An 11,635-nucleotide genomic window follows, 5' to 3' on the forward strand; every position below is an offset into this window, starting at 1 on the left:
GCCTCCGCAGCCGAACCACCCACCAGCACCGACAGGCATCAGCAACAACGACGAACAAAGGCGACACGAGAACCATGAGCACGGATACACGCATCGAGCACGACCTCCTCGGCGACCGGGAGATCCCGGGCGATGCCTACTGGGGCATCCATACGCTGCGGGCGGTCGAGAACTTCCCGATCACCGCGCAGACCCTGCAGTCCAACCCCGACCTCATCCGCGGACTCGCCGCGGTCAAGCTCGCCGCCGCCAGGGCCAACCACGACCTCGGCCTCCTCGATGAGCAGCGGCGGGACGCGATCGTCGCGGCCTGCCGGGAGATCATCGACGGGAAGCTGCACGACCAGTTCCCCATCGACGTCATCCAAGGTGGGGCGGGCACCTCGTCGAATATGAACGCCAACGAGGTGATCGCGAACCGTGCGCTGGAGATCATCGGGCAGCCGCGCGGAACCTACACGCGGATCAGCCCGAACGACCACGTCAACCTCAGCCAGTCGACGAACGACGCCTACCCGACGGCTGTCAAGCTCGGTACGATCTTCGCGATCAAACGGCTGCTCACCGCCCTCGGGGAACTTCAGGACGCGTTCGCCGTGAAGGCGTCCGAATTCCACGACATCGTCACGATGGGACGCACCCAGCTGCAGGACGCCGTGCCGATGACACTCGGCCAGGCCTTCGGCAGCTACGCGGTGACGATCGGGGAGGACCGCGAGCGCCTCGGGGAGGCCGAGTCGCTGGTCCACGAGATCAACCTCGGCGCCACCGCCATCGGCACCGGCCTCAACGCACCCGCCGGATACGCCGAGGCGGTCCGCGACCATCTCGCGCAGCTGACCGGGCTGCCCCTGGTCACCGCACCCGACCTCGTGGAGGCGACCCAGGACGTCGGATCTTTCGTCCACCTGTCCGGGGTGCTCAAGCGCATCGCGGTGAAGGTCTCGAAGATCTGCAACGACCTGCGGCTGCTGTCCTCGGGTCCGCGAGCCGGATTCAACGAGATCAACCTGCCGGCAGTGCAGTCGGGATCGTCGATCATGCCGGGCAAGATCAACCCCGTCATCCCCGAGGTGGTCAACCAGGTTGCGTTCGAAGTCATCGGCAACGATGTCACGATCACCGCGGCCGCAGAATCCGGGCAGCTGCAGCTCAACGCCTTCGAACCCGTCATCCTGCACAGCCTGCACAAGTCGATCTCGCACCTCGAGTCGGCGGCACGGACGCTGACGACCCGTTGCATCGCGGGGATCACCGCCAATCCGGAGCTCACTCGCGCCGCCGTCGAACACTCCATCGGACTCGTCACCGCACTCAACCCCACCATCGGGTACCAGGCGGCGACGATGATCGCGCAGGAGGCGCTGAAGACCGGCCGCGGCGTCGCCGAACTCGTGCTCGAACACGGGCTGATGACCGCCTCCGAACTCGAACGTCTGCTCCGACCCGAACGGCTGGCGAACCTCACGACCGTGTGAGCGAACCGACTCCGGGCCGCCTGCAATCGACCACCTGACCACCTGACCGCCTGTTTCTGACAAGACCATCTGTACTCAACGAACGAGGACACTCATGACTGACAATCTCGGCTCCGACCGCAGCGCCGCCGTCGCACCCGCAGAACCGAGCTCGGGCCCGACCCGACCGAACCTCACCGCCGAGGACTCCGGGTATCAGAAGAACCTGGCCCCGCGCCAAGTGCAGATGATCGCCATCGGCGGGGCGATCGGCACCGGGCTCTTCCTCGGTGCGGGCGGTCGCCTCCACGAGGCGGGACCCTCGATCGTGCTGTCCTACGCGGTCTGCGGGTTCTTCGCGTTCCTCATCCTCCGCGCGCTCGGCGAACTCGTCCTGCACCGCCCGACCACCGGGTCGTTCGTCTCTTACGCCCGTGAGTTCTTCGGCGAGAAGGCCGCTTTCATCTCCGGGTGGTTCTATTGGCTGGTGTGGGCGACGACCGCGATCGTCGACATCACCGCGGCCGCGCTCTATATGGGCTTCTTCGGCCGCTACGTCGCCTGGATCGCGACCGTGCCGCAATGGGCGTGGGCGCTCATCGCGCTCGTCCTCGTCCTCGGACTCAACGTCATCTCCGTCAAGGTCTTCGGAGAGCTCGAGTTCTGGTTCGCGCTCATCAAGGTCGCCGCCCTCATCATCTTCCTCGTCGTCGGGGTCGGTTTCCTCATCTTCGGCACCCCCGTGGCCGGTCACGATCCCGGACTGTCGATGATCCTCGACAACGGCGGACTCTTCCCCAACGGTGCGCTGCCGGCGATCATCCTCATGCAGGGCGTCGTCTTCGCCTATGCCTCCATCGAGTTCGTGGGCACGGCCGCCGGCGAGACGGAGCACCCGGAGAAGGTGATGCCCAAGGCCATCAACTCCGTCATCCTGCGCATCGCGGTCTTCTACGTCGGATCGCTCACCCTGCTTGCCCTCCTCCTGCCCTTCACCGACTACGTCGACGGGGAGAGCCCGTTCGTCACCTTCTTCTCCTTCATCGGCGTCAAGGGCGCGGACACCGTGATGAACCTCGTTGTGCTCACTGCGGCCCTGTCCTCACTCAACGCGGGGCTCTACACGACCGGGCGCATTCTCAGGTCGATGTCGGTGGCCGGGTCGGCCCCGCAGTTCGCGCAGCGAATGAACCGCAGCGGCGTGCCCTACGGCGGGATCGTCATCACGGCAGTGGTCGCCCTCCTCGGCGTGCCGCTCAACTACCTGCTGCCGAGCGATGCGTTCGAGATCGTCCTCAGTGTCTCCTCGGTGGGGATCATCCTCACCTGGGGCATGATCGTGCTGTGCCAGATGCGGCTCAAGCGGTGGGCCGACCGCGGACTGCTCGAACGCCCCTCCTTCCGGATGATCGGTGCCCCCTATACCGGCTATGCGACGCTGCTCTTCCTCGCCGTCATCCTCGTCATGGTCTTCGCCGATTCCCCGCCGACCCTGGTCGTGACGATCATCGCCTCGGTGTGCATGGTCATCGGCTGGTTCGCCTGCCGGAAGCGGATCAGAGCCATCGCCGAGGCGGGGGAGGCCGTCGAGTTCGAGATGTGAGGTTGGTCGGTCGGCTGGGCCATGACGGTCGCGGGGCGGCTCAGTTCGCGTCGAAGTCCCAGGTCGCCTCGGTGTGGAGGTCAGGCATCGGCCAGTCGGGGTCCGGCTGGAAGTCCGGATAGTGCGAGTCGAAGGGAAAGGCCCAAGCGCGGATGTCGTCGATGGCTGAGTCCGCAGCGGCGCGGATGCGTGCGACTTTGTCGTCGGAGAACATTCCGGCTTCGCGCGCGAATTCGAGTTCGTCCTCGTCCTTGAGCCGGTAGGTGCCATCTGAGTCGACGACGATGTCGAGGACGTGGTCGGAGGTGAGGATGCCCCTGTCGAAGCGAGTGAAGGGGTCCTCGAGGTTGACGTAGAAGGAATCGCGTCGGGCCGACGCGACAGCCGCCCCGGACGAGCTCGCCTCGGCGGGGGCCGCCTCGGCGGTTAGTCCCGTGCGGTTCTCGAAGAACCACACCGAATAGTCGGCTCCCGGCTGGAAGACGGCGACGATGCCCGGTCCCTGCCACCGTTTGAGGCCCTGTGCCCGTGGGGCGCCGAAGCGGGCGGGTCCGTCAGCGGTGCGGATTCCAGAGCCGTCGGCGAGCACATGATGGAGCATCCTCGTCCCCGACTCCAGCCAGACGGCCAGGTGGTTCTCGTCGTCGGCGATGACCGTGACGGGACGTTGATCGTACAGGCCTGGGTGCGCTGGATTGGTGTAGGTCCACAGGATCTGGTCGCCGTATCGCCAGCGCTTCTGTACTGCTACGTCCCGGCTCCCTGCTCCGCTCATGCTCTCATTGTCCCGGACCGGGGTGAGCGTGAGCCGTGAGCAGGAGCTGGGAGCGGATGATCAGCTGTGGGCGGCTTTGAGGGCGGCGCGCTCCTCGGCGGTGGGGATCTGAACGATCGGGGCGAGGACGACGTCAGCGAATTCTCGTGAGGGTGGCGGGGTCGATGCCATTCGCCGTGAACCAGCGAGCTGCCGCCTTCTCGGCGATGCCTTCGGCTTGATCGACGAGGTGGCGTCCGCTGTCGGTGAGGGAGAACTCACCGGACTCTGCGCGCGAGAGCCAGCCGAGCTTGACGAGTGGGCTGCTGGAGCGGATGGTCTGCGATCGGGTCTCGCCCATCGCCTCGGCGAGGTCCTCCCTGGTCAGCCCCTGCGGATGTGTCCCGATGATGCGCAGTCGACGCAGGTCGTCGAGCGACAGGCCGACGCGTGCCAGGGCAGCGCCGACTGCCGTGTCGAGCGCACTCTTCGCCCAGGCGACGGTCAGTGCTGCCTCGAGGTTGGGTGCCGAGTTCATGACCGCCGTCCCGACCGTGTCTTGATGTCCTCGACGCACACTGCCGAGACCTCGGTGACCGCGCCTGCGAAGCCGCGGCGGTCGAGGTCGGTGGCGGCGAGCTCTTCGCCTCTGAGCTTGGCCAGCACCTCGGCGTCATCGGGATCGGACTCGTCGACGTCGATGAGGAACCGATGCTGGAAGAACACGAGCTCCGGTGTGTAGAGAAAGGTCCCCTCGGGCGTGAAGCGGGCGGCGAACATGTCGTGCTCGGACTGGGCCGCACGGAGGCGGCGGCGCTGCTCGTCGTTGAGGTCGGCAAAGCGGCCGCGGGCGGTGATGCGAAAGTTCCATGTCATGGAGCGGTCTCCTGGATACGGGTGGCGTGATCGAAGATGGCGACGATCTCTTCGGCAGCGATGTCGCCGTAGGTGGGCACCGCGGTGTCGAGGACCGAGCGCAGGGTCAGGGCCATCGTCGTGGGATCGAAGCTGCGCATCTCGCCTCGGCGCTGTCCGTCCTCGAAGAGCGCGACGAGGTCGGCGGCCGATTCGGTCGCGCGCTCGCCATAGCCGGCTGCTCCCGGTGCGCGCCTGGCGAGGTGACCGACAGAGGCGATGATGGCGGCAGCCCGCGTGGGATGTCGTCGGCAGTAGGCGATATGCGTCGAGATGTACTCCGCCAGCCTCTCGTTCGAACTCGCGGTCGAGGTCAGTGCGTGGCCGAGCTCGGGGCCGAGTTCGCCGACGATGGACTGCACGACGGCTGCGGCCAGGTCCTCCTTGTCGGAGAAGTTTCCGTGGACGGCGCCGCGGCTGAAACCGGCGTTCTCGGCCACCGCGACGAGTGAGGTCTCGGCGACACCGTGGTCGGCGAAGAGCGAGATCGCCGATTCGATGAGTCGCTGGCGAGTCGCTTCCTGACTTTCCCTGCGCGTCATGCGCTGCGGTGCTGAACTCATGACTTCAAGATACAGCAATGTATTTGAATACTGCAAAGTATTCGGGCCGGACTGGCGGAAACGGCCGGACCCCCTCCGCAGACCACAGCCGTCCTCGTCGCTCCTATACTGAGGATCGGTGCCCGGGGCCTGGTGATGACAGTCGAGGATCGGGCACATGCCGGTCCGGGATCGGGCCCGTGAGGAACGAATTCGAGGAGGACGGAATTGCCCATCACGTCGAGGATCCTCGAGGTCGCGGCCACCGATCCGGACCAGTTGGCCATCGTCGGCGGCCCCTCTGGCGGCCCTGCCCCAGATGACAGCGCCGACCCCGCCGCGGACGCACGAGCCCCACGCTCCCTCACGTATGCGCAGCTCGTCCGTGATTCGGCCACGATGTTCGCCGCCGTCGACGCCCTCCACAGTGCCCAGACCGACCCGCCGAATCCGGCCCCCGAAACCCACGGCATCCCGATCACGGCAGTGAGCCTCACCTCGGCGTTCGAGACCTCCCGCATCATCGCCGGTCTCGCCGGCTTCCGCGCGGTCTCGGCCACGATCGACCCCCGCTGGCCGCTCGACCACCAGGTCGGAGTCATCACGACCACCGGAATCGGCCTCGTCATCTCCGACTCGACCCGTCTTGCCGAGGCGCTCGCCGCCGCCGGTTGGACCGGAACCGTCATCACCGCGACCGAATTCCGTGCCCGCGAGGACGCCATCGACCCCGCCGACACCGCACCGCCGAGCGTTCGCGAAGCGTCCGAGCCGTTCCTCATGCTCTTCTCGTCAGGCACGACGAGCAACCCGAAGGCGTTCATCAAGACCCGCCAGCAGTACCGCGACAACGTGGCTGTGTCCTCGGCCCACCTCGAACCCTTCGCCGGAGTGGCCAGCCTGGCGCCTGGCCCCGTGTCTTACAGCCTCACTCTCTATGCCGTCATCGAAAGCCTCGCCACCGGCGGCAGCGTCCACATCGCCGATGACTTCGACCCGTTCACCATGGGGTCGCGCATCACCGACGAAGCTATCACCCGCGTCGTCGCTGTGCCCGCCGTGGTCAAGGCTCTCGCCGAGGCGGCCCGTCGAACGCCGGAGAACTTCCACGGCCTCGACCTCGTCGTCACCGGAGGAGCGAACCTGCCCGCTTCCATCCGCTCGGCACTCGCCGACGTCCTCCCCGACGCCCGGCTGATCAGCTACTACGGTGCCGCCGAGATCGGATTCATCGGCGACAGTCGTGATGGCGACGGCACCTGGATCTCGATCTACGACACCATCGGCGTCGAGGTCCGCGACGAATCCGGTGCCCGGCTGCCCGACGGAGAGATCGGCACGGTCTGGATCAGGGCCGCCGCCTGCTCCGACGGCTATGTCACCGGCACCACCGACGTTCGGCTGCGACGCCCCGACGGCTGGGCCACGGTCGGTGACCAGGGACGGATCGAAAACGGGCTCCTCCAACTCGCCGGACGGGCCGGTGACATCGCGATCACCGGAGGGCACAAGGTGTCCCTGCCCGAGGTCGAACGAGCCTTCGAGGGATTCGACCGCGCGGATCCGCGGTCGGGGCAGGGCCGCCTCGGCGAGGTCTGCGCGATCGCCTTGCCCGACGGCGGTCTCGGCAGCATCGTCGCCCTCGTCATCGAACCAGGCGCCCTGGGTTCGGGGAGCCATGCCGGGGATGGCGAATCGACTGCGCCCGACAAAGCAGCACTGCTCGACCACGCCCGGGCGGAACTGGCCCCGCAGTTCGTGCCAAGACGGTTCTACTTACTCGACCGGCTGCCGCGGACCGTCGGTGGGAAGATTCGACGCCTCGAAACCGTTGACTTGGTCATGAGCGGAAAGGCACAGCGGCTGTGAACGCATCCCGGAGCAATCGGCACCGGACAGATGGCGTGCGCGAGGTCGTCATCACGGGACTCGGCGCCATCACCCCGAGCGGCCAGGATCCCGAAACCCTCTGGCAGACTGTGCGCAGCGGCACCAGCGCCATCGACGTCCTCGCAGGTGAGCAGTTCGACGACCTCGCCGTGCGGATCGGTGGGCAGGTCAAGGACTTCGACGCCGAGGCGGTTCTGCCCCGGGCGCTCGCCCGCCGGCTCAGCCCCGTCCAGCATTGGGCCATCGCCGCGGCCGACCAGGCGGTGCGCGCAGGCGGAATCGAGTCCGCGGCCGACGATCTGCCTTGGGACCGCGACCGTACGGCAGTCATCGCGGCCACCGGCTCCGGACCCGTCGACGCCATGCAGGACGCGACGCGTCGCCTCGACGCCGACGGCCCCAGGTCGGTGCCGCTGACCCTGTCCATCCACGGTGCGCCGGACTCCGCGGCAGCGCTGATCAGCCAGCGCTTCGACCTGCGCGGACCCGGTCAGGGAGTCTCGGCGACGTGCGCTTCCGGGGCGATCGGACTCGGCGAGGCGATGCGTCGGATCCGCCACGGCTACGCCGACGCCGTGCTCGTCGTCGGCATGGAGGACTGCCTCGGTCCGGTCAATCTCGCCTCCAACTCGAACATGCGCGCGCTCGCCGCCGGATACGAGGACGATCCGACCGCCGCCAGCCGTCCCTTCGACCGGGCCCGCAACGGCTTCGTCATGAGCCAAGGTGCGGCTGCGATCCTCCTCGAATCCGCCGACTCGGCGGCCTCACGTGGGACGACGGAGCTGGCCGAGCTCGCCGGATTCGGCGCCGCCAGCGATGCCCACCACCCGACGAACCCGCATCCGCAGGGACGGGGAGCCGCCTCGGCAGTGGTTCAGGCTGTGAGAGACGCAGGGCTGGAACCCGGCGATATCGACCACGTCAACGCCCACGCCACGGGCACACCGGCCGGCGACCGAGCCGAACTCGCAGCCTTCGATGCGGCCTTGGGGAAGGCTGGACGGATGATCCCGATCTCGGCCACGAAATCGACGACGGGACACCTCCTCGGCGCATCGGGGGTCGTCGAGGCGATCATCGCGACCCTGACGATGCGTGACCAGACGCTGCCGCCGACGTTCAACCTCGACGACAACGAGTTCCCTGACTGGGACATCGTCGCAGGTCACGCCCGTGAGATGGGCGGTGGACCGAACCCCGCCGGGGCGGCCGTCGACACTGTGCTGTCAACGTCGTTCGGCTTCGGCGGGCACAACGGCGCGATCATTCTGCGCCGCAGCGCGCAGCCCGCGACACCCTCGACAGGCGCGACCGACCCCTCGACGAAGGAGAGACGATGACCGACCGCGAGACACGCGTGAGCGAGCTCGCCGCGCAGTACCTGCCTGATGATGTGCTCGAACGATTCCGCGAACGAGCCGACGTCTATGACCAGGAGAACCGATTCTTCGACGAGGATCTCGCCGAACTGGGGGACCTCGGCTATCTTCAGCTGTTCGTCCCGCAGTCGCATGGCGGGCCAGGGCTGAGCCTGTTCGAGGTCACCCGACTTCAGCAGCGGCTGGCAGCGGCGGCGCCCGGAACGGCTCTGGCGATCAACATGCACCTCATGACCACCGGTGTGGTCAAGGCGCTGGCCGACCGCAGTGACGACTCGCTGAACTGGGTGTTCGACGAGGTCATGGCCGGTGAGATCTTCGCCTTCGGCATCTCGGAACCGTCGAACGACTGGGTCCTGCAGGGTTCGAACACCGAGGCGGTGTCGACGGCCGACGGCGGATACGAACTGACCGGGGTGAAGATCTTCACCTCGCTGTCTCCCGTGTGGACCAGGCTCATCGTCCACGGTGCCGTGGCCGCCGACGACGACGGCATCGCCGGCCCCGATGCGGACGAGCCGGCCGAGGGGCAGCTCGTCTACGGATTCATCGAACGCGATGCACCCGGGATCACGGTCTCCGACGAATGGGATGTGCTGGGAATGCGGGCCTCGCAGTCGCGGGCGACGATCCTCGACCATGTGCCGATGAAACCCGAACGGGTCTCACGCGTCATCCCCGCTGGCAAGCACCCTGACCTGCTCACCTTCGCGATCACGAGCAACTTCCAGCTGCTCATCGCCGCCGTCTATGCCGGAGTAGCGGCCCGTGCGCTCGAGCTGGGCGCTGCCGGTCTGCACAAGCGGAAGTCCGCGAAGGCCGGCGTCACCTTCGCCGAGGTGCCCGAGGCCCGGACGCGCCTGGCCGATGCGCATCTCGACTTCATACCAGTGACGGCGATGATCGACGCCTACGCTCGGGACTTCGATGACCTCATCGACCACGGTGCCGGTTGGCCGTTGCGCCTGGTGGGGGCGAGGATCAAGTCCGCCGAGGCGGCCCGCCGCAACGCTGAGACCGCGCTGATGTGCACGAGCGGCAACGGGTTCGGCAACAAGCACGAACTCTCCCGCCTCTTCCGCGATGCCACGGCCGGGCTCTTCCACCCGCCGAGCGCCGACGCCGCCCGCCCGATGTACGCGGCTGCACTGCTCGACGGGTGAGGTCGCGCTGATCGAAGGGCTCGCGCCTACAACGCTGCCGCCTCGGTGCGCGTCTGCCGCTGAGCTGCGGGCACCCACCGTGGGTCCGGCTTCACCAGCGTGACCGCCACGACCACGATGAGGTTCGCCGCGACAGCCCAGAGACCGCCGTTGATTCCGAGCAGCGGGTCGAGTCCCGTGTAGTGGAGGGCGACCATGACGACGGAGCCGACGATGAGACCCGCAGCCGCCGCCTGCTTGCTCATGCGCGGCCAGTACAGGGAGAGCAGCGCGGCCGGCACGACCTGTGCCAGGCCCTCGTAGCTGAGCACGGAGAGCTCGACGAGCGCATCCGGCATGAGCAGGCTCATGATCAGGGCGATGATGCCGACGGTCAGGCACACCCACTGGGACAGTGTCTTCTGCCGCAGGCCCCGTGCGTTCAGCTGCTCAGGAGTCATCGAAGCGGCGTTCTTCGGTCCGGCCAAGCCGCCGCCCAAGACAGTCCGTCCCCACATCGAACCGATCGAGAGCATGTACACGCTCATCGGCACGATCGCCGAGAGCGCGCCTGCGACGCCGATGATCGCGACGATCGGCGCGGGCAGGGAATCGATGACCACGGAGAACAGGGCCAGGTCGGCGTCTTTGAGAGCAGGGACGACGAAGAGTGCAGCCACACCGACCATCATCGGCACGAGGAGCAGCAGCTGATACCACGGCAGAATGATCGAGTTGCGTCGCAGAGCATTCGCCGAGGTGCCCGACAGATAGCCGGCGATCGACGTGGGGAACACGGTGATCGTGATCCCGTTGAGGATGATCGTCGAGATGAACCATGCACCCCCGTAGATGCCATCGCCTGCGCCGGGGAAGGTCAGCCACTGAGATTTCTCACTCACGACGCGGTCAAGCAGAGGAGCCAGGCCGTCGAAATAGTGCAGCGGTACGTAGATCGCGAGGAACGCGACAGCGAGGATGACCAGTCCGTCCTTGAGGACGCTGACCCAGGCGGAACCGCGCAGTCCGGAGAAGAGGATGAACGCCTCGGCGACGATGAAGGAGACGATGGCGGCGATCTTGAGGTCGATCGCGCCGTAGCTCATCGCGTTGACGACCGCACCCATGCCCTGGATCTGCAGCTGGATGTAGGGAACGATGAAGATCGTTGCGAGGACAGCCACGAGGATCGCCAGCCCTCGTGAGCGAAACCGGTGTTCGACGATGTCGGAGAGACTGACGAGCTTGTGCCGGGCGGCGTAGGTCCAGAACAGTGGGCCGACGAGATAGGCGACGACGAGACCGATGCTCAGGTAGCCGATGAGGTAGAGGATCGGCACCCCGTAGGAGTAGGACCAACCGGCCGTGCCGAGGAACGAAAAGCTCGTATATGTTTCGCCTGCCATGAGCAGCAGGATGAAGACGAAGCCCAGCCCGCGTCCGGACACCGACCATTCGTCCAGCGACTTCTCCCGGCCGCGGCCGGACCAGATGCCGATGCCGATGGTCGCGAGCATGGCGAGGCCGAAGATGATGCAGGCGATGATCGCGGAGGTGCTCATTTCCCGGCCTCCTCGATCTCGTGGTCCTCACCGAATGCGACATCGGAAGGGATGTGCTCGGGCAGATCGTGCCGGTAGTACCGGTCGCCGCGAGCGGTCATCCACACGAAGAACCAGGTGAGGATCGTGACCGCGATCGTATAGGCGAGGATGAACGGCAATCCGGCGATGCGAGGCTCGACCGAGTTCGCCACGACCGGGGTGAGGGCGTAGAGGACCACGGGAACGATGAGGAGGACCAGCGAATACCGCCGCCGAGGCGACCCCGCCTGGCGTACCGAACTGGGGTTCCGTGACATGCTCAACCTCGTTTCCTTGCGTTCGCGTCCGCGGTGAGCGGACTCGGCAAGGTTAGTGCTGTGAGTCACAGACGGAATGGTCGTCCGAA

Annotated in this window: 11 protein-coding genes; 5 read left to right on the plus strand and 6 right to left on the minus strand. The window is 66.8% G+C overall.

The features are described from left to right. The first annotated feature begins 74 nt into the window (after window positions 1–74). Window positions 75–1,478 carry an aspartate ammonia-lyase gene (locus ACVZTU_RS00545; protein ID WP_482401104.1) on the plus strand — a complete coding sequence of 468 codons (1,404 nt, stop codon included), beginning with the start codon at window positions 75–77 and terminating at the stop codon, window positions 1,476–1,478. Window positions 1,479–1,572: 94 nt separating this feature from the next. Further along, window positions 1,573–3,060, plus strand: coding sequence for an amino acid permease (locus ACVZTU_RS00550; RefSeq protein WP_482401105.1), 1,488 nt, complete (start codon window positions 1,573–1,575; stop codon window positions 3,058–3,060). Between the two features lie 40 nt (window positions 3,061–3,100). Here the strand turns inward: ACVZTU_RS00550 and ACVZTU_RS00555 are convergent, their stop codons facing one another. The 4 genes from ACVZTU_RS00555 to ACVZTU_RS00570 form a co-directional block, all read right to left on the minus strand. Then, window positions 3,101–3,835 carry a DUF402 domain-containing protein gene (locus ACVZTU_RS00555; RefSeq protein ID WP_482401106.1) on the minus strand — a complete coding sequence of 245 codons (735 nt, stop codon included), beginning with the start codon at window positions 3,833–3,835 and terminating at the stop codon, window positions 3,101–3,103. A gap of 133 nt (window positions 3,836–3,968) precedes the next feature. After that, window positions 3,969–4,352, minus strand: a complete 384-nt coding sequence (locus ACVZTU_RS00560; RefSeq protein WP_139467702.1) for a helix-turn-helix domain-containing protein — start codon at window positions 4,350–4,352, stop codon at window positions 3,969–3,971. After that, complete coding sequence (locus tag ACVZTU_RS00565; RefSeq protein ID WP_139467703.1) at window positions 4,349–4,690, minus strand: DUF6204 family protein; 342 nt, start codon at window positions 4,688–4,690, stop codon at window positions 4,349–4,351. Before ACVZTU_RS00565 ends, ACVZTU_RS00560 begins: the two co-directional genes overlap by 4 nt. Then, entirely contained in the window at window positions 4,687–5,292 is a 606-nt protein-coding gene (locus ACVZTU_RS00570; RefSeq protein ID WP_482401107.1) for a TetR/AcrR family transcriptional regulator, read from the minus strand. Before ACVZTU_RS00570 ends, ACVZTU_RS00565 begins: the two co-directional genes overlap by 4 nt. Window positions 5,293–5,499: 207 nt before the next feature. Here ACVZTU_RS00570 and ACVZTU_RS00575 point away from each other — a divergent pair, with 207 nt between their 5' ends. Genes ACVZTU_RS00575 through ACVZTU_RS00585 form a run of 3 tightly spaced genes read left to right on the plus strand, consistent with a single transcriptional unit; the run spans window position 5,500 to window position 9,706 of the window. After that, window positions 5,500–7,140 carry a class I adenylate-forming enzyme family protein gene (locus tag ACVZTU_RS00575; protein WP_482401108.1) on the plus strand — a complete coding sequence of 547 codons (1,641 nt, stop codon included), beginning with the start codon at window positions 5,500–5,502 and terminating at the stop codon, window positions 7,138–7,140. A 35-nt stretch (window positions 7,141–7,175) separates the two neighbouring features. Then, window positions 7,176–8,504, plus strand: coding sequence for a beta-ketoacyl-[acyl-carrier-protein] synthase family protein (locus tag ACVZTU_RS00580; protein ID WP_482401109.1), 1,329 nt, complete (start codon window positions 7,176–7,178; stop codon window positions 8,502–8,504). Further along, window positions 8,501–9,706, plus strand: coding sequence for an acyl-CoA dehydrogenase family protein (locus tag ACVZTU_RS00585; protein WP_139467707.1), 1,206 nt, complete (start codon window positions 8,501–8,503; stop codon window positions 9,704–9,706). The genes ACVZTU_RS00580 and ACVZTU_RS00585 overlap by 4 nt, the downstream gene beginning before the upstream one ends. Window positions 9,707–9,732: 26 nt before the next feature. Here ACVZTU_RS00585 and ACVZTU_RS00590 read toward each other — a convergent pair whose 3' ends face one another. Both ACVZTU_RS00590 and ACVZTU_RS00595 read right to left on the minus strand, forming a co-directional pair. Beyond that, entirely contained in the window at window positions 9,733–11,247 is a 1,515-nt protein-coding gene (locus tag ACVZTU_RS00590) for a sodium:solute symporter family protein (RefSeq protein WP_482401110.1), read from the minus strand. Beyond that, the gene (locus tag ACVZTU_RS00595; protein ID WP_259358100.1) at window positions 11,244–11,546 is read right to left on the minus strand and encodes a DUF3311 domain-containing protein; all 303 of its coding nucleotides are present in this window, start codon (window positions 11,544–11,546) and stop codon (window positions 11,244–11,246) included. The genes ACVZTU_RS00590 and ACVZTU_RS00595 overlap by 4 nt, the downstream gene beginning before the upstream one ends. Window positions 11,547–11,635: the final 89 nt, after the last annotated feature.

The sequence above is a fragment of the Brevibacterium sp. OS20 genome, from assembly GCF_056837565.1.

Bases quoted from the DNA above. Each gene is read 5' to 3' on its own strand.
- ACVZTU_RS00545 (WP_482401104.1), top strand. From the start codon at position 75: ATGAGCACGGATACACGCATCGAGCACGACCTCCTCGGCGACCGGGAG.
- ACVZTU_RS00595 (WP_259358100.1), bottom strand. From the start codon at position 11,546: ATGTCACGGAACCCCAGTTCGGTACGCCAGGCGGGGTCGCCTCGGCGG.
- ACVZTU_RS00585 (WP_139467707.1), top strand. From the start codon at position 8,501: ATGACCGACCGCGAGACACGCGTGAGCGAGCTCGCCGCGCAGTACCTG.
- ACVZTU_RS00590 (WP_482401110.1), bottom strand. From the start codon at position 11,247: ATGAGCACCTCCGCGATCATCGCCTGCATCATCTTCGGCCTCGCCATG.
- ACVZTU_RS00550 (WP_482401105.1), top strand. From the start codon at position 1,573: ATGACTGACAATCTCGGCTCCGACCGCAGCGCCGCCGTCGCACCCGCA.
- ACVZTU_RS00565 (WP_139467703.1), bottom strand. From the start codon at position 4,690: ATGACATGGAACTTTCGCATCACCGCCCGCGGCCGCTTTGCCGACCTC.
- ACVZTU_RS00560 (WP_139467702.1), bottom strand. From the start codon at position 4,352: ATGAACTCGGCACCCAACCTCGAGGCAGCACTGACCGTCGCCTGGGCG.
- ACVZTU_RS00555 (WP_482401106.1), bottom strand. From the start codon at position 3,835: ATGAGCGGAGCAGGGAGCCGGGACGTAGCAGTACAGAAGCGCTGGCGA.
- ACVZTU_RS00570 (WP_482401107.1), bottom strand. From the start codon at position 5,292: ATGAGTTCAGCACCGCAGCGCATGACGCGCAGGGAAAGTCAGGAAGCG.